The organism is Alteromonas sp. I10 (genome assembly GCF_003201515.1).
Lineage (GTDB): Bacteria > Pseudomonadota > Gammaproteobacteria > Enterobacterales > Alteromonadaceae > Alteromonas > Alteromonas macleodii.
In genome coordinates this window covers 212236-234819 of the sequence record NZ_QJJN01000004.1, presented here as the reverse complement: position 1 = coordinate 234819, position 22584 = coordinate 212236, and the positions used below count along the sequence as shown (strand labels likewise).

Below are 22584 nucleotides of genomic sequence, written 5' to 3'. Positions count from 1 at the left end.
GTAATGGACGTTAAAACACAACTAGTTAAAGTGCATAATAACGATAACGTTGCGGTTGCAACCTGCCCTATCGTGGCTGGCACTTACATCGCTGAATATGACATTACAGTTAGCCAAGACATTCCTGCTGGCCATAAAGTTGCCTTAGTTACCCTGTCAGACGGTGGCGACATCGTAAAATATGGTTTCAGCATTGGTGCTGCAACAAGCCAAATTAATGCTGGTGAACATGTTCACAGCCATAACGCAAAGACTAAGTTAAAAGGCACTGAACAATACGTTTACGCGCCGTCAAATACCGCTTCAAAACAAAACCATCTTACTTCTGGGTTACAGTTCATGGGCTACAGAAGAGAAAATGGAAAAGTGGGTATTCGCAATGAAGTATGGATCATCAATACCGTAGGCTGCGTAAATCGAACAGCAGACCGTATTGCCAACGAATGTAATCGTCGTTTCGCTAGCGAGTGCGACGGGTTCCGCGCATTTACCCACCCTTTTGGCTGTTCTCAGCTGGGCGATGATTTAGATGGCACGCGCACTATCTTAGCCTCTCTCGCATCTCACCCGAACGCTGGTGCGGTGTTAATTGTAGGCTTGGGTTGCGAAAACAATCAGCTTAAGAGTTTACTGCCTCACGTTGATAAACCGGCAAATCGGGTTCGCTTCTACAACGCACAAGAAGTGGTAGATGAGTTAGAAGAAGGCGTAAACGCAGTTTATGACTTGTTAAAAGTAATGGCTAATGACAAACGTGAGCCTATCGACGCTAGCGAATTAACCTTAGGCATGAAGTGCGGTGGTAGCGACGCTTTTAGCGGTATTACTGCCAACCCAACAGTAGGACGTGTTACCGATTTAATGTGTAATCTAGGTGGCTCGGTCATTTTAACCGAAACGCCAGAAATGTTTGGCGCCGAACAGCTTTTAATGAATCGCGCTAAAAACAAAGACGTATTCGAGGCGTTTAACTCGCTGATTGATGAGTTTAAGAACTACTTTATCGCCCACAACCAACCTATTTACGAAAACCCGTCTCCAGGCAATAAGGCAGGCGGTTTAACCACGCTAGAGGAAAAGTCTCTCGGCGCGGTTCAAAAAGGTGGAACGTCTACTATTCAGTCCATCTTGCAGTATGGCGAGCCCAAGCAAGATAAAGGCTTAAGTTTATTACAAGCACCTGGTAACGATGCCGTTAGTTCGACGGCGTTGGCAGCATCGGGGGCACATATCGTTTTATTCACCACAGGCCGAGGCACGCCCCTTGGTTTTCCTGTACCCACAGTCAAGATATCGTCAAATTCAGATATCGCTAATAAGAAGCCACATTGGATAGATTTTAACGCTGGACAAGTTCTGGAAGGCGTCTCTATCGATAAGTGTGCCGAAGCGCTACTCCAACATTGTTTGGCAGTGGCATCTGGTCAACAAACCTGCAACGAGAAGAATGGCAGCCATGAGATTGCTATTTGGAAACGTGGCGTCACCCTCTAAAAGAGAGCGTTATGGAATCGATATTATTACATGAAGATAGACTTTTTCCTGCCGATGAAGCAACCCGAAGTGTTGCAAAGGCGCTGTATAAGGAAATTCGAGATCTCCCTATCATAAGTCCACATGGCCATACTGACCCACGTTGGTTTGCACAAAACAATAATTTCACCAATGCAACCGAGTTGTTTATCACCCCTGATCACTATGTGTTCAGAATGCTGTATAGCCAAGGTATTAAATTAACCGATATTGGTGTGCCACGTTGGGACGGCGGCGAAACGGAAAAGGATCCACGTAAAATTTGGAAACTTCTGGCAGATAACTATCATCTATTTGCTGCCACACCATCGCGTTTGTGGTTAGACACTGTATTTCACGATGTATTTGGTTTGCGAGAGATGTTGTGTAGCGACAACGCAACGCATTATTACGACCACATCACTGCGCAGCTTCAAGGGGATGACTTTAAACCCCGTGCACTGATGGACCGCTTCAATATTGAAGTGATTGCTACCACCGAAGGCGCCCTTGATGCCCTTCCTCATCACGCAGCGATTAAAGATACACCGTGGGCAAAGCGGGTTATCACCACCTTTAGACCTGATGATGTAGTCGATGCTTCACGCGAAGATATTGTTTCAAACATTGAGAAACTTGGTGAACTCACCGGTGAAGACACTGCAACCTGGCAGGGCTACCTGAACGCAATTCGTGCACGACGTGCCGTCTTTAGAGAACACGGTGCAACAGCAACGGATCACGGACACCCAACGGCGAACACAGCTGATTTAAGTGAAGCTGAGTGTATTGCTTTATTCGATAAAGTAAGAAGTGGAAACAGTAACGCTGAAGAGCAAGAGCTATTTAGAGCGCAAATGCTTACCGAATTAGCGGGAATGAGTGTAGAAGACGGCATGGTGATGCAAATTCACCCTGGTTCGTTTAGAAACCACAACAGTCAGCTCTTTACACAGTTTGGTCGCGATAAAGGCCACGACATTCCAATGCAAACAGATTTTGTTAAAGCGCTTCGCCCGTTACTCGGTAAATACGGTAACGAGCCTAACCTCGACATTATTCTATTTACATTAGATGAAACCACGTACAGCCGTGAATTAGCACCACTTGCAGGCCACTACCCTTGCCTGAAACTTGGTCCTTCTTGGTGGTTCCACGATAGCCCTGAAGGCATGTTGCGCTTTAGACATCAAGTGACAGAAACCGCAGGTTTCTTCAATACTGTTGGTTTTAATGACGATACGCGCGCGTTCTTGTCTATTCCTGCACGTCATGATGTTGCCAGACGCATTGATTGTCGCTTCCTTGCACAGTTAGTTGTGGAGCACCGCATCAGTGAAACAGAAGCGGCCAGCATTGCAAGAAAACTAACTTATGATTTTGCTAAACAAGCGTACAAACTGGGGTAATCATGACAAAGCCGTTATCAATTTCAACGCTACCTCTTTTAAGTGACAGCGTAAGTAAACCAAATTACGATCTGGAAGCAACCGGTTGTGGCATTGTGCATATTGGTCCAGGTGCCTTTCACCGTGCGCACCAAGCGTATTATACCGAAAAGGCGCTGGCTTATGGCGGTGACTGGCGCATTCACGGTGTGTCAATGCGCAGCGCATCTCTTAAAGAAGCGTTGAGTACACAAGACAATCTCTATGCGTTGTGTATTGTTGATAACGAGCCTGAAACCCACATTATCGGCGCAATTAAAACCCTTTCTACATTAGCACATGATCGTGAAGACATTGTTGCTGCACTGGTAAACAAGCAAACTAAAATTGTGACGCTTACCGTGACAGAAAAGGGCTATTGCCTTAATGCGCAAGGTCATCTAGATACTGATCATCCGGATATTAAAGCTGATTTAGTCACGCCAGAAACACCGGTAAGTGCAGTTGGCCTAATTGTGCAAGCGCTAGCACAACGTAAGCAGGCAGGCTATGCAGATATTACCATTATCAGCTGTGACAACGTGTCAGACAACGGTAAAAAGCTGCAAAAAGCGGTGACCGAGTTCGCCAATAAAACGGACGAATCACTCGGCCAATGGATCAGCGAGAACATTGCCTTCCCCTGCACTATGGTTGACAGTATTACGCCAGCAACTGAAGACAGCTTTAAAGCCAACGTTGCCGCTGAGCTGGGTTTAACTGATAACTGGCCTATTCAGCGTGAGGCTTTTACGCAATGGGTGGTTGAAGATAATTTTTCTGGCCCACGACCCGCTTGGGATAAAGTTGGCGTTACTTTTACTCATGATGTGAGCTTCTTTGAAAAAGCTAAGCTTCGCATTCTAAACGGCACACATTCAACACTGGCCTACATAGGGTTATTGCTTGGCAAGGAAACCGTATTCGACGCAATGCGTACACCAGCCATAAAGCAACTGATTCAAACCATGTTGAAAGAAGAAATTGTTCCGTCTCTATCCAGTGATAACGATAATGCCGATAGCGGAACACAAGACTTCGATCTGAACGCTTACGCACAAGACATTGTTAAGCGCTATGAGAATAAGCATATTCGCCACCTGTTGTCGCAAATTGCTTGGGATGGGTCACAGAAAATCCCATTTCGAATTCTCGACACAGTACGCGATAACCTAAAAGCAAAACGAAATATTGATTTGCTCTGCAGTGCCGTTGCGGCCTGGTGCCTATTTGTAAACAACAAGGCACGTTTAAACGAAACTATCACCGACCCGCTAGATAGTATGTTAAGGGCCACAGCAAAATCGGTAGACTTTCAGGCAATAGAACTTGCTAAAAAATTGCTCTCTCTTGAAACCATGTTCGCCGAACTGTCGGTAAACACTACGTTCAAGGAAAAGGTGCTCGAAAAAGTTAATCAACTGCTTAACATTTTATCGCACGAAAACAGCAACGAAGGTCAGCAAGGTTCTGCCCCCACTACGTTAACAGAAAGTTCGCTAGATTCACTAAAAGGAACCGCGTGATGAAAAGTACCTTTTCCATGCTTAAAGGCGCCCCATTACTCCCTATTATTCAGCCTAAATCTGTTGACGAGGGGCTTCACCTAGCAGAAGCAATTGCAAATAGCGGCCTGTGCAACATAGAAGTAGTGAAACGCAGCGACGCAGCATTTGAAGCCCTGTCAGCGATTAGAAAACAGTTTCCTGAACTCGTTGTGGGTATGGGCACATTGTTAAATCGCAACCACGTATTTGAAGCGTTGGACGCAGGCGCGCAATTTTTGATAACGCCCACAAGCTCAGAGACATTGCTCGATACACTGATTGCTTCAAATGCACCCTTTTTGCCGGGCGTCGCTACGCCTGCCGATATTCTTTTGGCGCACCAAAAAGGCATTCGCGAAATGAAGTTCTTCCCTGCGAGTCTTAGCGGCGGAACACCTTTTCTTAAAGCTATTTCAAGCGTATTTAGCGATGTTTCCTTCTGCCCTACCGGCGGCATTAATGGCGACAACGCGAATGAGTATCTCTCGCTTGGCAATGTAAGAGCAGTAGGCGGTACATGGATGATGCCGAAGGCAGCCATTGAAGCAAAAAATTGGCAAGCTATAACTTTGGCATGTCAACAAAGCCTAACATTGTTTGATGAGGCTGCGGCATGAGCATAGTTGATACCAACCAAAGAATGGTTATTTTTGGCGAGTGCATGGTAGAGCTTCGAAGCACTCAGCGTGAGTTATCAGTTAGTACGCGCGATGAAAACACAGATAATAATCTGATGGCGAAAAGCTTTGCTGGCGACACGTACAACACTGCGGTTTATTTAAAACGCTGCTTGCCTTCATCTTCCATTAGTTACTTAACGGCGATCGGCGCAGACTTTTTAAGCGATGAGCTGCTGTTTAAAATGGGTGAGCACGAAATTAACACTGATTTAGTGTTTCGCTCGTCGTCGCGTAACCTTGGCCTGTATATGATTCGCAACGACAACGAAGGTGAAAGAACCTTTGCCTATTGGCGTAACCAATCTGCAGCAACACAGACGCTCAACATTATGAAGGGCGCTGAATTTGCTTGTGATTGGTTTTATTTGAGCGGTATCTCTATCGCCATTTTAGATGACGAACAGCGCGCTACACTTTTCGAACTGATTTCGTCCCTCAAGGCCAAAGGCAGTAAGATTGCCTTTGATCCTAATTATCGAGCTCGTCTTTGGTCATCTCAAGAAGATGCCAAATACTGGACGGGTAAGGCATATGCTGAAGCAGACTTGGCGTTCCCAGGTGCAGACGACCATTTAATGTTGTTTGGCCACACTAATGCTGATGAAATATTTAGCTATTTAGCCGACAAACAGATTGAAGAAATCGTTATGAAAAACGGGGCGGTTGGCGTTCATATACTCCGTCAACAAGAACAATGTATTGTGCCTGTTGAGCGTGTTGAACAGGTGGTTGATACAACGGCTGCTGGCGATGCATTTAATGGCGGTTATATGGCCGCTCGACTTGCAGGTAGAAAACCTGTTGAGAGCGCAAGCTATGGGGCAAAAGTGGCAGCGACTGTGATTACCTACCCCGGTGCCATTATATCAGGCGATGCCTTCACCAATCACATACCGTCGCTATAGTCGGTATGTGACATTCCTCTTTCTTTTCTCTTCTATTTCCTGCCATTGTAACCATAAGCAAGCACGCTAATTAAGATAAAGGCGATCCCCCACTAAAAAACGCGGCACGCCCGCAATAACGCGCCACTTCATTTTTATGTGAGCTTACAACGTGTCTCGATATACGTATTTTGCCAGTGGGTGCGCTGTCGCTTTTAGCTCTCGCACAAATATTTGCGCCATTTTAGCCGCGCCTACTACGTTCAAGTGAGTGTCGTCCGTTTTTCCTTCAGGGTAGCGCGCATATAGGTCGGCGGGCACCTTAATGAAGTAATGGTTGCTGTTAGGCTCCCCTACCTTAGCAAGAAAATCGCAAGTTAAAGCGTTCATAGGAATAAATGGCACGTTATTTTGTGCTGCCACTTTCTTCGCTGCACCGGCATACGCCAGCAACGTCCGTTTTAATACACCTTCCTCAGTGAAATGACGCCTGCAAATACTACTTGCGATAATCACTGATGCCCCTTTTGCTTCAACATCCTGAACAAACTGATTCAAGTAAGCTGGATAAGCATTTTCCGGGTCGGCATAGCGAGCAGGATCCGACTGTTTTTGATCGTTATGACCAAACTGAATAGCCACAAAATCACCTTCAGACAGATCGGATAACAGAAGCTGCCAGCGTCCCTCATCTACAAATCGCTTTGTGCTTCTGCCGTTAGCCGCGTGGTTTTTAATATTAAGATTGGGCAGCATGAATTCAGGAAGCAATTGCCCCCACCCACGTTCTGGATATGACAACATAGGCTTGTCTGACATGGTTGAATCGCCGACTAGATGTAGGGTAACCGGCTTTTTGTAGGGTGGAGCTTTTACAGCCTCTTCACTGCCTTTATTAGTAGCGCTTTGGATTGAAGCACTTTGGGAACCCGAACTGGTAAGTGCATAAGCGCTAGATTGCGCCGCGTAACTAATGTGAAGTGTACTCGTGCCTTGCTGGTCTGCCACTGCAAAAGTACTCGATACAACAAAAACGCTCGCAAGACTGTAGCGCAGCGCGTTGAATATTTTCCCTGTGGTGGGTTTACTTGAATTTTTCACACCTTTTCTCCTTTTCAATATTTCTATTGTTGCGATGCAAATTGCTCAAAAAGTGAAGTAGAGGCGTGCTGAATTCCTCCCGGCCTACACTTTTTGCACATAAAAAAGGCCATCATTACGATGGCCAAACACACCCGTCTTCACGGAACACAACATTTAATTATTATCTCAGGCCGGCCAACACAATTGGCCGGCCTGTTTTTTTACATAGTATAACGAGCGCCAAGGAAGAACTGACGGCCCGTGTGGTTGTACTCACGTACCAAGTTCAAAGAGCCATCACCCGTGGTAAACAAGCGCTCGTACTCATCGGTAAGATTAATGACTTCAAAGGTCAACGTTAGCTCGTCGTTTACGTTATAAAATGACGAGAAATCTACCTGCGTAGGTCCTGTCGTACCGTGCGCAACGTTACCATTGCTGCCAGTAAAGTCTGTCAGGTAATCGTCGCGTTTGTTAACTGACACACGCGCACCGTATTGGTCTGTTTCGTAATACACCGTAAAGTTGTACGATGTTTCACTCATACCTTCGATGTCGTCAGCATTAACGTGCGTATAGTTCGACACGATACCCATGTTTTCGAACAGTCCTGGTAAGAAACTTAGCGGCTGCTGATAAATTAACTCATAACCGCTTACACTTCTGTCTTCAGCGTTAATTGGACTGCTATGCTCGTATGGAATAGTGCGTGGGTCTAGCGCAATTACAGGGTCAAACTGTGCATCGTTGTCGATAAAGTCGTAGTAAGCACTGTCGACTAAACGCTCTTCTGATGCGCGAACAATCCAGTTATCAATGTCTTTGTAGAACACTGTTGCTGCTAGTAGCGCTTCGTCATCGAAGTACCATTCAACACCAAAGTCAACGTTGTTCGACGTAAACGGATCAAGGAATGGGTTCCCCACGCTCACCGAGCCGTTAATATAATCAAAGCTTGGGTTACCAGGGTTTAATGAGTTCAGGCTTGGACGAGTCATAGACTGTGTTAAGCCAAGGCGAACAACTACGTCATCAGTTGCTTCAAGTGCTAAGTTAACTGCTGGCAAAAAGTTATTGTACTCGTTTTCGATTTGTACCGTTTCGCCTTGAATAAAGCCTTCAGAGGTTGTGGTTGTTTTCACATAACGCACACCGTAATTAGCGCGAAGTAACATGTCGGCAATCTCATAGCTCGTATCAAGCTCAAGGTACATAGCTGATGTTTCTTCGCCTACTTGCCAGCTTTGTGCAGAACGCGGTGTCCAAACAACATCTAACAATTGGCTATTAATAGCGTCAAAGTCGGCTACAAGGAACGGGTCAAGAGGGCCATCAAAACCACTTCCGAAATCGTCTACCGGCATAATTTCAGCAAAACCTACTGCCGAGTCTTGATCTGGGAAGCCATTTATTTGCTCTTCACTGTAGGTTACAACACGGTCATTGTAGGCAAAGCCAGCCTTAATAGTGACTTCATCACCTAAGTATGTCGCATCAAATTTGACCGTGTCGTTTTCACGCAATACATCAGTAGCACGTAATCGGCCATCGCTTAGATTATAGTTGCTTGCATCGTTAACATCGTAACCGTAAGTCACTTCTGGCGCGTTGCTGTTATTGCTAAAGTCAAAGCCGTAGCTGGTTTCTTCCAGCAGCGTCATATTGTAACGATATTGCTCTGAACGAGCGTCAGACTCTGCTGTACCGGCCATCATATCAAGTTTAAGGTTTTCACCAATAAACCACTCGCCAGAAATTACGAATTGGCTAAAGTCAGTGGTTGATTCCTGTAAACGGCTTTCAATACGCGATTTGATACCGTCGTACGTACCAGCCAGCACCTGTTGACCATTAGGATGAACAGTAATAGAGGTAGGCGTAATTTCTTCGAATGTACTTCTGAACATGTGGAAGAAGTTATACATGGTACGGGTGTTATCAAGTTTAGACACTAAACCGTCTAACGTTAGTGTGAAATTATCTGTTGCAGCCCACTGAATTGAACCGGTGAAGCCTACACGCTCTTGATCATTACCAAAGTAGTCAGGTCTAGGTAAACGAGGTGTCCATAAACAATTAATCGGGTCTACCGACTCACCTTCATACTGGCAATCATCTACGTCAGGTGTGCCGTTAACAACCGTGTTTGATGTATCGCCAAAGATGCCACCACCATCGCGAACTGGAGTAGTCCAACGAACTGTACCAAAACCTTCCTGTCTTACTGTGCGCTCTGAGAACGCGGCCGAGAAAAGCACACCGACTTTGTCGTCAGCGAAACGGTTGCTGATCATGAAAGCGGCGCGAGGATCGGTCTCTTCTGTAATGCTGTTATAGCCGCCTTGAAGAGATGAAACGAATTTAAAACCGTCGTAATCAAACGGCTTTGCCGAGTACAGATCAACCGTACCTGCAATGCCGCCTTCTTCCATAGAGGCGGTAGGAGATTTTTGAATATCTACGCGGTTGAACAATTCAGAAGCGAAAATGTTAAAGTCAAAGCCACGTCCACCGTTTACACCGCCACCTGAGTCAGTGCCATCTGTACTTGCTGGCACTTCCATGCCATTAAGTGTTGTGCGGGTAAATGAAGGGCTCAAACCACGCAAAGTAATTTGGCGCCCTTCTCCACCTTCACGAGAAATGGCTACGCCGGGTACACGTTGAATTGACTCAGCAATATTTAAGTCCGGGAATTTACCAATGTCTTGCGCAACAATTGATTCTTTACTGTTAACTGATGTTCGCTTTTCCATCAGTGATTTATTAAGTGATCCACGAAAGCCTGATACTTCAATGACTTCCATATTTTGCGCTTCGGTTTCACTGGCTTGTTCGTCTGTGGCTTCTTGCGCATGAATATGTGCGCCTGACAACGCTAGCGTAACAAGAACAGCGAGTTGCTTTTTCTTTGGTAACATTGTTGTTTCTCCGGTTTTTATATTTATAAGAGACGCGCATACTGACAAAAGGTGAAGATGCTTTTGAAACGTGTGTGAACTATTCAAATTTACACAAATTCAACATTTATCGTATTTAACCATTTCACTCCCCTTTATGCCACCGGATAACATTTTGGTGATTAATACCGTCAATGCTTTACATTTATCCGATAGCACGTCTTGGCTGTTAAGGAAGCGAAAACGCGTCAATTCTAATTCATTCTCTATAGTGGTCTCGTAAACCACCAAAACCTTGAATGAGAAGAGTTGCAGGGTACAGCTATGTTTTCTAATTAACGCAAAACTTCTCTTCGGCAATAATGTAAACCTCGAAAACAACACTCAAGCTTTACATTTGATTTACATCCTAAACAGTTATGCTACCGGTGGCAACAATTTTGTTGAAAAAATTTACAATAAGTAGAAATTTGATATGCAATGATGAAAGAAGAAGAGACTATAGAAACCAACCAAAGCAGAATAAACGCTTTAATTAAAACATTTAAATACAGTTATTTACGTCACATTGAACACTTTTCAGATGCGTAAAATAAAAGTTAAAAAATGTAAATAATTCCGTTGACATATGAGCAAATAAAAACCATTATGCTACCGGTAGCACAGAGTGTATTTACAATGTTATAAAAATAAGGGTTTGTTATGCTAAAAGGTATTCTACGCGCAGCTTCCGTTGTAGCTTGCACGGCGTTTGTTTCTTCCGCTGCTAATGCAAATGATTGGGTACAAATGCCTCTCGACAACACACAATCATGGTCTATGAGAATGATAGAGTCTGAGATGGTGCGTTTCCCAGAAGCTTGGCAAATCGATTGGGATGAGAAGCCACAATGGGATTACGTTCACGGTCTCAACCTTCTTGCCATAACAGAAGTCTATCAAGAGACTAAAGATCCCCGTCTCCTGTCTTATGTAAAAGGTTACTACGACATGTTGGTTCAACAAGACGGAAGTATCAAAACCTATGATATCAATAAGTTTAATATTGATATGGTTAACCCTGGTAAAGTGCTGTTTTTCCTCTATGAAGAAACCGGCAACCCTAAATACAAAAAAGCCGCTGACCTACTTAGAACGCAGCTTACTACTCACCCACGTACCGAGCAAGGTGGCTTTTGGCATAAGAAACGCTATCCAGACCAAATGTGGCTTGATGGCCTATACATGGGGGCCCCCTTCTACGCTGAATACATTGTTAAGTACGGCGATATGAAAGAGCTAGACGACGTATTTTTGCAATTTGAACTCATTGAAGAGCACCTTTACGACGAAAAAACAGGCCTCCCCTTACATGGCTGGGACGCATCTAAAAAGCAAAAGTGGGCTGATAAAGAAACAGGTCTTTCTCAACATCACTGGTCACGTTCGCTAGGTTGGTATGCTATGGCAATGGTGGATGTGCTAGAAGTTGTTCCTGCCGAACATCCAAAAACACCGTGGCTAAAAGCGCGCTTTAAAGCGTTTATCGACGCTACGCTTACCTATCAACATAATTCAGGCACCTGGTATCAGGTTACTGACTTGGGAAGCCGTGAAGGAAACTACCTTGAAGCATCAGGTACAGCAATGTTGACCTACGCTATGGCTAAAGGTGCAAGCCTTAAGTTTCTTCCTGAGGAATACAAAGCTCACGCAGAAAAAGGGTTTGCTGGACTCCTTGATCAAATGATTTCGGTTAATCCAGATACTAACGTTATCAGCCTTGAGCAAGTTTGCGCTGTTGCTGGTCTTGGTGGAAATCCATATAGAGATGGTTCATTCGACTACTACATGAGTGAGCCAATCAGAGCAAACGACGCGAAAGGTGTAGGCCCATTCATTCTGGCTGCACATTATTTGAATAAGTAAAAAGCGCTAAATTAAAAATAAAAGGGGTATATGATGGTCCGACCTAACTCACCGAATGCCAGACGTCACTTCTTAAAGTCTGGTCTCGCCACCACTGTTGCAGCTTCTGGGATGGCTGTAGGTGTTCCTACATTCCTATCCGGATGTGCAAATGTGACCGAAACGGGAAGGACTCAACGCCAGTGGGACGCCGAAGCAAACCTTATTAAAGGGATGATAAAGCGCCCCACCTTTGCAAAACGCGAAGCTAATGTTACCGACTTTTTAAATGAAAATGGCAGTGACTTTAAGCAAGCGTTACATGCAGCTATCGACCAAGTCGCACGCCAAGGTGGTGGCAAAGTGGTTGTGCCAAAAGGCGACTGGCTATGCAGCGGCCCAATTCACTTACAGTCGAATATAAACTTGCATATTGAGGCAGGCGCAACAATTCGATTTTCTACCAATCCTGATGATTACAAACCATATGTTTTTACTCGCTGGGAAGGTATGGAGTTAATGGGTTACTCCCCTCTTATTTATGCTTTTGAGCAAAGTAATATCGCAATCACCGGCAAAGGTACGCTTGACGGTAGCGCGGCGAAAGACAACTGGTGGCCATGGAAAGGTAAGTGGAAGGCTTCAACATGGGGTGACGATCCGGTTGAGAACCAAAAATATACCAGAGACACGCTGCAAGAAATGGTAGAAAACGGGACACCCGTTAGTGACCGCGTTTTTGAAAATAATTACCTGCGCCCTCCGTTTATACAACCTTACCGCTGTGAAAATGTACTTATCGAGGGTGTTACCATCCTGCGCTCTCCATTTTGGTTAGTTAACCCTGTGCTTTGCAAGAACGTCACCGTTAACGACGTGTACTGTAAAAGTTTCGGCCCAAATTCGGACGGATGCGACCCTGAAAGCTGCACGAACGTTCTTATCTCTAACTGTACATTTGATACAGGGGACGATTGCATTGCCATTAAATCTGGACGCAATGCAGACGGCAGAAGGGTCAATGTTCCCTGCAGCAATATCGTCATAGAACATTGCGAGATGAAGGCTGGCCATGGCGGTGTTGTAATCGGCAGCGAAATATCCGGTGGTGTAGAGAACCTCTATGCCCAGTATTGCACCATGAGTAGCCCTGATTTAGACCGCGGCATTAGAATTAAAACCAACAGTATTCGGGGTGGTCACCTAAAAAATCTAAACTATCGCAATATCGATATTGGGACGGTGAAAGACGCTGTTGTCGTTAATTTCTTCTACGAAGAAGGTGATGCCGGTAACTTCCCTCCTCTACTGGAAGATATCACTATAGAGAACTTAAACGTTGCGTCAGCTAACCGGGCCTTTGTGCTTCGCGGGTATGACCATACGCCTATTTCTGGGTTGACGTTGAATAACATAACGATAAAACGTGCGCTTAAAGATGCCGTTATCGAAAACGTAGCGCATCTTTCAATAAACAATGTGTTTATTAATAGCCAACCATTTAACAAGCACGGGCTGTAGAAGAATAAATACTATGGAATTTAATAAAGCACGTGTCAGTCTTAGTTTAGCCTTTGTGTTGCTGGCAGGTATACTTTTCAGTGGATTAAGCGCGGCGATGCCAGCAACGACGGATGTAGTGGTAGCTAAATCACATGACAGTGACGATGACAGTGACGTAAGTAAGGACGCTTTACCTCATTTTAACTCTGTGTCCCAAGCTGTTGCTTATATCGCGTCTCACAAGCCACAAAAAGATAAAGTATGGACCGTCTTTATTAACGAAGGCATTTATCGAGAGCGTGTCGTCATAAACGTTGATAATGTTCACTTTGTGGGCCAGTCGCAAGAAACAACGACTATCGTTTTCAATCGATATGCAGGTCAACAAGTCGCAGAGAATTCTCAAGAAAAATGGGGAACTCGTCGCACTGCCACTGTGGAGATTTTAGGTGATAATATCACTCTGGAAAATATCACTATCACCAATGATTTTGATTATCCCGGTAACGAGGTCAAAGCAAAAGACGACCCTACTCGATTATCAGGTACGCAGGCAGTAGCGCTTAAAACCGATGTGAACTCAGATCGCACTTACCTTAAAAATGTCGCACTCTGGGGTTACCAAGATACCCTCTATTTAAAAGGTGACCGCGCTCTGATTGAAGGCGGAACAATAGCAGGACATATTGACTTTATTTTTGGTGAGGGCACCGCGTTTTTTGAAAGCGTTTCTATTGTTTCCCGTAAACGTTATTCTGGCGGTGATAGCGAAGGACTAACAGGCTACATTACCGCCCCAAGCACTCATTTACAGCGTCCTTATGGGTTAACGTTCAATAACTGTAGGCTTGAAAGAGAACACGGCGTTCCAAATGAAAGCGTGGCACTGGGAAGGCCTTGGCATCCTACAACCACCTTTTCAGATGGCCGATATGCAAACCCTTACGCTGTAGGTAAAACCACGTTTATCAACACCTATATGGCAGGTCATATCATCCAAAAGCGCTGGACTACTATGGGTGGAACTACGCCATCAGGTACAAAGAGACCATTTAATCCCCACACTGAAGCAAGATTTTCCGAGTACCAATCTCATGGAGAAGGTGCACCTAAAGCAGTCTCCTCACCAGCAATAAACTCTCATTTTCTTAATGATAAAAACGCGGCTTTTTACACTAAAGAGGCGGTATTGCGAGGCTGGGTGCCTAATAACATCCCGAAAGATATTAAATAGGGCAACATAAGCGTAAGTAATTTGCTCGGCACATTGCGTAACCACTTGGTATCTATTATCTTTTAGTTATCACTGTGCCACTACTACCCTTATGTCTATACGTGTTCGTTATATCGTTGCGTTATTGCTAACCGCTACACTCGTCACTCTTTCTTTTATTGTTCTGTACGAATTAATCAGTGATCAGAAGAAAGATGCTGAAATAATCAATATCGCGGGTCAGCAACGCATGCTTTCACAGCGTATTGCGTTGCTCACCTCTACACCAAACATTTGCGAAGACAGTGAAGAGCAAAGGTATTTGGCGCAATCGTTAGCACGTTTCAAACAAAATCATCAAAAGCTTGTGTCACTCGATAACCTTCCCGCCTCTATCTCTAATACTTACTTTAACGAAGGCCAGCTCGACAACAAAGTAAACCGATACATAAAAAGCGCCGATCAAATTTTAGATGCAGCACAGTGTCAGCCCACTACGCTTTTAGATATTCAAGCGCTGACATCGCTATTACAACAGCTTGATTATGTCGTCGCGCGGTTCGAGCAAGACGCCACTGCTAGAGTAGATGTGGTTCTTTCGATTGAAGTTTACTTATGGCTAGCCACACTCGCTCTATTATGTATCGAGGCAGCATTCATCTTTTCCCCTATGGAGCGCACCGTTAAACGGTCATTTGCCAAACTAACGAGCTTGAAAGAGCAAGCGGAAAGTTCGGCTGATGAGGCTCGTAGAGCAAGCAAAGCAAAATCAGAGTTTCTTTCAAGCATGAGTCACGAACTTCGCACACCAATGAACGGCCTGTTTGGCATGATCGAGTTGGCCATAGACAACCCTGACAAAAGCAACATCTACCTTAAAAAAGCCAAAACTGCTGGTAGGCAACTCCTTGTGTTAATCAACGATATTCTCGATATATCAAAAATTGAAGCAGGCAAAATCAAAATTGAACAGGCGCCAGTCGACCTATTACAAGTCTTGGACGATGTGGTGTCGTTACAGCGGGTTTACTGCCAAAGAAAAGGTCTTGAATTTCATTACTTAAAAGACCCTGACTTACCTCACGTCATTAAAGGCGATATCACTCGTATTTCGCAAATTCTGCACAACTTGTTAAGTAATGCAATTAAGTTTACTGAACAAGGTTCTGTCACGTTAAAGGTCACCTATACCAAACGCCCAAATGGCAATTATTTAAGCTTCGATGTTATTGATACCGGCATTGGTATCGAGTCATCAAAGCTTGATAATATCTTTAAGAAATTTGAGCAAGCCGACCAATCCACCACCCGTGAGTACGGAGGTACAGGGCTAGGATTAAGTATTGCGAAGCAGTTGGCGAAACTCATGCTCGGCGACATCAATGTAACCTCATTTGTAGGTCAAGGAAGTACCTTCAGTTTTACCATGGCAGCGGAAGAATCTCAGCTGCCCGACATTAACGTTGAACCCAGTGCTAATTTGCGCTGTGCGATAGTTGATGATTTACAAACCAGCCGCGAATATTTTGAGCATGTCGTTACCTCCATGTCAATTGTGCCCCAAAGTTATGATAGTGCAAAAGCCTACCTATCAGACAGCCCACTGGCTTTCGACGTTATTATTCTTGATTTGTCTATGCCAGAGATGAGTGGGGTCGATTTGCTAGAACAGTTGAAGGCGATGAACCCAGATAAATTTCCTAAAATCATTCTTATCTCTGCTGAACTGGAACGACTAGAAGATGAAAATGATGTGTCTGAACTTATCTGGCGTACGCATGCTAAGCCCATTAATCGTCGAGAACTTGAGCATGATTTAGGAAGGTTAATTGAAACAAAACCCGTATCTCATAATGATGTTAAAGAAGGCAATAAGAAGAAACGCATACTGCTAGCTGAAGACAACGAAATCAATGCCGAAATCGTGAAGACTATATTGCAGTCAGAAGGCTATAAGTTCCTACATGTTAAGAACGGAAAAGATGCCGTAGACGTGGGCAAGCGACATCAATTCGACCTTATTTTGATGGACTGCAATATGCCCGTCATGGGAGGAATTGAGGCATCAACAATATTACGCAAAGCATTGGAGGTTGATACACCAATTGTTGCGCTCACTGCAAACGCTTTCGCAGAAGACAAAGAAGAGTGCTTGGCTGCCGGAATGACTGACTTTTTAGCCAAGCCTTTAGACAAAGACACGCTACTGGTTTGTATCAAGAAATATATCGGTTAGCTGCATGTACTAACACTCAACAAGGAGCTGTTTGGCAGGCCACTTCCACATTTTATACGGTATAGGGTTCTTGCTCTGCAATGTACCCTGGCGCGATGGCTAAATTGTCGGTATTCGCAAGGCTCTGCTGATTCCTAAGCCAAAGTTGATACTCTCCGGTACGTAAGCTTGCATGTTTTGTACAATCAACATTCCAACGTCTAAGCAGGTATCCCGCCATGGCAGCCCGTACTTCCAATGTAAGCACGCCTTCTTCCATGGCGTAATCAAGCTCTATTGCGGTAGCATATTTAATATTCTTAGGATGCGGCACAATTTCAAGTGAGATAAGTCGTCCCCACTCTTCATCGCAATCTATGCATTCATGGGTTTCAGGTTCCGCTTTAACCGTTACCTTACTAATTCGAGTTAGCACAAAATCTCTAAAACTTTGTGATTTCCTGTCGAATGCGCGAACATGCCAGCGTTGACCATTATCAACAATACTATGAGGCACTAACTCTCTTGCACCACTGCCGCTTGAAAGCGACGTATAGATTACGCTCATCGCCTTTTTGTTCACGATGGCTTGTACCACTTTCGCCACCACAAAAATATCAGGAACATTAAGTGAAGATGCACTTTCAACAGGGAAATGTATGTCACCGATCGCATCAAATCCATCTGATATGTCGTTGGCAAGCTTCACAAGGGTTCGCTTTGCATCGTGTTCAAAAACCGGAATAAAGCTTTCTGTTTGAAAGTAACGTTTTTCCCTTGGATCGTAGACTAAGTTATCAGGGGCGAGCTCTTTGTATAGTGTAAAGTCACGAGAACCAGCCGATAGTCCCACTTCAAAGCGATTTATTAAGTCTTGGCGATGAATAGCCCCTTTAAACAAAAGGCAGAAATCGATATACGCCAGTCGTTGGCGTTGAGAAAAAGAAATGGTCTCTAACATGGTGCGCACTTATTGTATTTTTATTCAGTGTGGTTTATTTAAAGCCGTATGTAAATAGCAATAGAAATAAAAAAGCCCAGCACGTGGCTGGGCTTAAACTTTTAGCCATTAAGGTTTATGACTTCACACGTTTGCGGACGAAAAACATACCACCTAAAGCCAGAAGCGATAGCGCGAAGGTACCTGGTGCAGGTACTTGAGCGATTTCAAAGCTTGTGCCTTGGGTTGTAACATTAGCTATGAGCGCCCCGAAGTCTTCTGACAAGTGACCACTAGCAAACGATAGGTCGACCAAACCATCACTTAAGGCCACTAAGGCAAACGAAAAAAGAGCGATTTCATCTTTACCCTCTTGAATTGGTTGCACATCAACAAAAAGTACCCCATTGCTAAGTGAAATGAGATTCCCAGTACTTGAGTTAAACGGTCCGGCAGCCAGTCCGCCAAAAGCCCCCAACTCCATTATTGTAGAAGGATCAAAGCTTACAGATAGCGTGTCAAAAAATATAGATACGTCATACCCCTTGAAGTAAGTCTGAACTGCATTTTCGTCGATTAGCTTACTTGCACTAACCGTGGCCATTATTGTCTCGCCCACGTTATAAATATCCTTATCCGTTGTAATCGAGATGTAAGCTGCATTTGCGTTGAAAGTTGCTGCAGCCATTAATAGTAAAAAGAATTTTTTCATTGCTATTTTCCTAAAATTAAATTGCACAATTAGCGCGTGTACACATCGCCATTAATGCCTGAATATCGAAGAAGCTAATTTGGCCGTCGCCGTTGAAATCGTAGTTTTCACCCGTTGCTTGCCCTTGTAAAAACAGTTGATAGAAGGCCATGATATCGTTGTAATCCACATCGTTATCACCATCAAAATCTCCAACTGTTACTTCTTCTGGGAAGTTAAGCACTACCACTACTGGGTCGTGATCTGACGAGCGATACGCATCAGCGCCGTAGTAACTAGAAAGCTGGTTTTCAGTCTTATATTCAACGTTATAGTCGAACACACGAGGTTCATCGGCATTAATGTGCCATACCGTTGCATCTACCACATATTCAGTTAATGAAGGGCTTGATAAGGCATGATCGAGATAACCTACTTCGCCGCCGAAGCTATACGAATAAGCGCTCTCGCCATCGAAGAAGTTAACCAAGTTACTGTAGCCAGCCTCTTCAAGCGCAAGGATAGGTTCCTCTTTCGCATAGGCATTCAAATCACCCATTACGATAACGCGGTCAGACAATACATCACTATTTTGCTCAACAAGAGAAATTAGGCCTTGTGCTGCTTGGGTACGCAGTTCGTTCCAACAGCCTTGACCGTCACCTAAATCAGCATTATTGCCTGTAGCACTGCCACAACTCCCTTTTGACTTAAAGTGGTTTATCGCTAAGGTAAAGTCTTCGCCGTTACTGTTTACGTTAAAGCTTTGTAGTAAAGGTTGACGGTTACCATAGTCAAATGGGGCTTCAGATGAAGTCACAGGGTTGCCCTGTAACGAAACTACAGCAGGCTTATAGATAATACCTACCGCTATTTCATCGCCGCCTAGCTGTGATTCTAATGCAACATAGCTGTATGCATCGCTACCCAGTTCAGCGTTAACGCTGTCAACTAGTGTCGCAATTGCAGAGTCACTGCTATAACCATCGTTTTCAATTTCAACAAGGCCAAGTACATCGGCATTCATCGCTACAATAGCTGCAATAGTTTTCGCTTTCTGACGTTCAAATTCAGCAATTGAATCTGCGCCGCGAGAGGTTGGGAATTCTGGACCGTTGAAGTAGTTAAGCACATTAAAGCTAGCCACTTTTACATCACCGATAGCATTTAGCTGTGGTGCAGCAGTTCGTGGGTTAGTGCTTAGAGTTTGAATATCACCAACTGGGATGAGGTTGTAAGCACCAAAGGCGTAATGTAAAACACCTTCCAAAGCTTCGATACTGTTGCCCAAACGCAGTGGATTGTTGTGGGATAAACCACCTACAGGGAAAGGAATATCATCCAAATTCTGTGATGTTTCTCCGTCATCAACCAATAAGGTATTTCGTGCATTAATTTCGGCTAGTGCCAACGCTTCTTGTGAACCCGCTACAAACTGATTAGTAGGAATGAATAAGCGCTCTGAAGACACGTTGAACTGACCATAACGTCCGAGATTGTAGATATCAGAAACTTTGAGGGTTTGCTCAAAACTAATATGCATGCCCTCTAGTGCTTCTAAATCAGTATCAGGGCTAAATGGCATTGCAACAGGCGTGTAAAGCACATTACTACCTACACCCGTAACCTCGAGTTCTGCAGACAAAGTTAATTGAGTTACACCAAAGCGCTCGCCTACTGTACCTTGCAAACGCACCGCATCCCCAGCTTCCGGCAGGTTGAATGAGCCTGCGTAAACAAACACACCTTCAGAAGTTGCTTGGTTATCGTCTGAATCACTTGCTTCTTCCTGAACAAAGAAACCGCTCATGGCTGGTACAACTTTTGTTACTACAGCCTCCACAATGACGTCAGCGCCAACCATTGCTGACTCATCGCCTTCGCCTTGGATAGCGCTAATTAGTACTACTTCACCAACGGGGTCTGTAGGATCAGTAGGATCCGTCGGGTCGGTTGGGTCTGTTGGCTCACTTACTGAACCGTTGTGCGAACCAAAATTGTTAAGCGTATCTTTTGGTAGGCTATCCCATTCATCAGTGGTAAACGCTGGATTGCGGTTAGGGTTGCCTGCCGTTACTGAACTCTTGCGTACCAAAGTAACGTCTTTACCCCAGTTAGTTTTAACGCCGTACGTACCTAAAGCATCAACAACCTGACCGTTAGCGACGAGCTCAATGTAGTCATCGCCATTGAAATTAATCACGAAGCTGCTAATCGTTGAGCCGGCAGTTAACAGTGCATCTGCACTTCCGTGAGCGAATGTTGCTACGCCACCTGCTGGGATTGTGCCCTCAAGTGCTAACACTTTACGGTCAGCATCTGCGGTCTCACCATTGGAGAGTAAAACTAACTCATAACCCGCTAGACTTACCGGTTGTGTCGAGCTATTGAAAAGCTCTATACCTTTATTGAAACCGCCGCCTTCGATGTATTCTGAAATGTAAATACTGCTGGTAGAAGGTGTTGTGTCACCGCCAGTATCGCCACCCGTGTCTCCGCCAGTATCACCACCTGTACCATCACAACTCTCGTTGAAGATAAGTGAAGCAAGTTCAGGTTTGTCAATAAACGGATTTCGGTTTCCTTGGAATTCATAAACGCGCTCGTTACGACGACGTTCGAAATCATCCACTGGATCACTTTCATGCCATTGAAGCAATACGCAAAGCTTACCAAACGCGGCTTCGCTAGTAGAGGTAAGGCGATTTACTAACACTAAGTCGTCTTCGGTATCACCAGCTGTATTGCCATCGTAACGCACGTCCATGTATAGCATTGAGCGTGCTACATCACCTTTTACTGCGTCACGAGGCTCAAAAGAGTCGCCATCAACTCGGTTTAACGGCGCTTCAGAAAGCGCGCTATCACTAAAATCAAAATCTAAGTTGCCGCGCGAGCTATTTACAGAAATATCGGTAGGACGCAGGTGCAGAATATCGCTGTATCCCGTTAGGCTTGAGCTAGGAAAACCATGGCTCTTAGCCCAAACATGTTCGCGATTCCAATTGTCTGGGTTGGTGCTTTGACTACCGCTACCGTTGGTAAACTTGCCTTGTGATATGCCTTTGTAGAACAAGATAACGTTATCGGTGTTAGCAGGATCTTCATCAGTGTAAGTGAGTGCTGTCCACACTTCTGAGTAAGAAAGCGTACGATGACCATTTTCAATGATGTTATGCGCCGTGTCTTTTAACGTTTGCGCACTTTCACCGTTTGCAATAGCTGTGTCGAGAGCTGCGTAATAGTCAGATGCAACAAAGTCGCTGGCTAGGTTAACTGCTTCCAAATCAGGGCAGTTAAAACAAGTACCACTTAAGAAAAGAAGTTCATTTGAAGGTTCACCGCCGTCATCAGGGTTACCGCCAGTATCCCCACCATCGGTAGTTCCATTTCCACTTACTGAAATACTCTCTAAATTAAGGTATTCAGCGGCAGCATTATTGGCCATGGCTACCTTTAATATTAACGTGCTTCCGCTACCTATCGTTTCGGTCAGTGTTGCTGAGCCAAAGTCTTCCTGAACCGTATTCGTTGCCCCTTCTGAAAGCGTAATAAGCTCGAACGCGCCACCATCTACTGAGTAAAATACATCGATGTAGTCTGTCGTTTCAAAATTTCCACTTTGAGAAAGCACAGCATTAACAGTGATTTCACCGGCACCAGATATATCGATAGACTCGCTCAACCAGACTACTTCACCGTCAGTATCACGTGCTTGCATTGCGCCGCTTTCAACACGGAACCAATCTGAAGTGGCACTAAGGTCACTCGCTGACACGTCTATTGACCAACGATCAACACCTTCAAGATCAACAATTGCTCCCGCTGGGTCTGAGCCAGTTGCGCCCTTACCTTGCAGTTCATTTGCTTCGAAGTCCTCTTGCCATACTGTATCTGCAGAGGTATTAATTGAAACAACGCCTAATGACAATGCACCTGCCAACAATGCATTAACTACTTTAGCTGACTTCCTCAGCTTATATTTTTGTGTGTTACCCTCATGAATCATTTTGCTTTCCGCTTTTGTGTATAAGGAAGGTATAAATTCTTATACATACGTATACGCAGCAAGCACTTAATAAAAATAATAATATAAACGTAA

The 22584-nt window shown here is 44.5% G+C and carries 14 protein-coding genes; 9 read left to right on the top strand and 5 right to left on the bottom strand.

All coding sequences use genetic code 11. The annotated features are described in order from the left end of the window. The first annotated feature begins 3 nt into the window (after positions 1–3). Genes BZA03_RS10030 through BZA03_RS10010 form a run of 5 tightly spaced genes read left to right on the top strand, consistent with a single transcriptional unit; the run spans position 4 to position 6071 of the window. Positions 4–1494 carry a UxaA family hydrolase gene (locus BZA03_RS10030; RefSeq protein ID WP_110288690.1) on the top strand — a complete coding sequence of 497 codons (1491 nt, stop codon included), beginning with the start codon at positions 4–6 and terminating at the stop codon, positions 1492–1494. An 11-nt stretch (positions 1495–1505) separates the two neighbouring features. Then, positions 1506–2921, top strand: a complete 1416-nt coding sequence (gene uxaC / locus BZA03_RS10025; protein ID WP_039225321.1) for a glucuronate isomerase — start codon at positions 1506–1508, stop codon at positions 2919–2921. Between the two features lie 2 nt (positions 2922–2923). After that, positions 2924–4465: a mannitol dehydrogenase family protein gene (locus tag BZA03_RS10020; protein ID WP_110288689.1), complete on the top strand. Its 1542-nt coding sequence runs from the start codon at positions 2924–2926 to the stop codon at positions 4463–4465. Then, on the top strand, positions 4465–5103 hold the full coding sequence (eda, locus tag BZA03_RS10015) for a bifunctional 4-hydroxy-2-oxoglutarate aldolase/2-dehydro-3-deoxy-phosphogluconate aldolase (protein WP_014979614.1): 639 nt from the start codon (positions 4465–4467) through the stop codon (positions 5101–5103). The genes BZA03_RS10020 and eda overlap by 1 nt, the downstream gene beginning before the upstream one ends. Then, positions 5100–6071 (top strand): sugar kinase, encoded by a 972-nt coding sequence (locus BZA03_RS10010; protein ID WP_110288688.1) that lies wholly within the window; start codon positions 5100–5102, stop codon positions 6069–6071. The genes eda and BZA03_RS10010 overlap by 4 nt, the downstream gene beginning before the upstream one ends. Before the next feature lie 144 nt (positions 6072–6215). Here BZA03_RS10010 and BZA03_RS10005 read toward each other — a convergent pair whose 3' ends face one another. Beyond that, positions 6216–7151 (bottom strand): rhamnogalacturonan acetylesterase, encoded by a 936-nt coding sequence (locus tag BZA03_RS10005; RefSeq protein WP_110288687.1) that lies wholly within the window; start codon positions 7149–7151, stop codon positions 6216–6218. A 203-nt stretch (positions 7152–7354) separates the two neighbouring features. Beyond that, entirely contained in the window at positions 7355–10054 is a 2700-nt protein-coding gene (locus tag BZA03_RS10000) for a TonB-dependent receptor (RefSeq protein WP_014949881.1), read from the bottom strand. A gap of 681 nt (positions 10055–10735) precedes the next feature. Between BZA03_RS10000 and BZA03_RS09995 the strand changes: the two genes are divergently transcribed. The 4 genes from BZA03_RS09995 to BZA03_RS09980 all read left to right on the top strand — a co-directional run bounded on the left by BZA03_RS09995 (position 10736) and on the right by BZA03_RS09980 (position 16872). Further along, positions 10736–11941, top strand: a complete 1206-nt coding sequence (locus tag BZA03_RS09995; protein WP_039236567.1) for a glycoside hydrolase family 105 protein — start codon at positions 10736–10738, stop codon at positions 11939–11941. Between the two features lie 33 nt (positions 11942–11974). Beyond that, a complete protein-coding gene (locus tag BZA03_RS09990) occupies positions 11975–13441 on the top strand; it encodes a glycoside hydrolase family 28 protein (RefSeq protein ID WP_110288686.1) in 1467 nt (488 codons plus the stop codon). Positions 13442–13454: 13 nt separating this feature from the next. Beyond that, positions 13455–14657: a pectinesterase family protein gene (locus tag BZA03_RS09985; RefSeq protein ID WP_110288685.1), complete on the top strand. Its 1203-nt coding sequence runs from the start codon at positions 13455–13457 to the stop codon at positions 14655–14657. 91 nt (positions 14658–14748) lie between these two features. Next, positions 14749–16872 carry a response regulator gene (locus BZA03_RS09980; protein ID WP_110288684.1) on the top strand — a complete coding sequence of 708 codons (2124 nt, stop codon included), beginning with the start codon at positions 14749–14751 and terminating at the stop codon, positions 16870–16872. Positions 16873–16924: 52 nt separating this feature from the next. On the opposite strand, the gene BZA03_RS09975 is transcribed toward BZA03_RS09980, so the two are convergent. From BZA03_RS09975 to BZA03_RS09965, 3 genes are all read right to left on the bottom strand, one after another. Continuing rightward, on the bottom strand, positions 16925–17812 hold the full coding sequence (locus BZA03_RS09975; RefSeq protein WP_110288683.1) for a WYL domain-containing protein: 888 nt from the start codon (positions 17810–17812) through the stop codon (positions 16925–16927). A 115-nt stretch (positions 17813–17927) separates the two neighbouring features. Then, positions 17928–18503, bottom strand: a complete 576-nt coding sequence (locus tag BZA03_RS09970; protein ID WP_110288682.1) for a PEP-CTERM sorting domain-containing protein — start codon at positions 18501–18503, stop codon at positions 17928–17930. Positions 18504–18519: 16 nt separating this feature from the next. Next, positions 18520–22491, bottom strand: a complete 3972-nt coding sequence (locus tag BZA03_RS09965) for an ExeM/NucH family extracellular endonuclease (protein WP_110288681.1) — start codon at positions 22489–22491, stop codon at positions 18520–18522. Positions 22492–22584 lie beyond the last annotated feature (93 nt).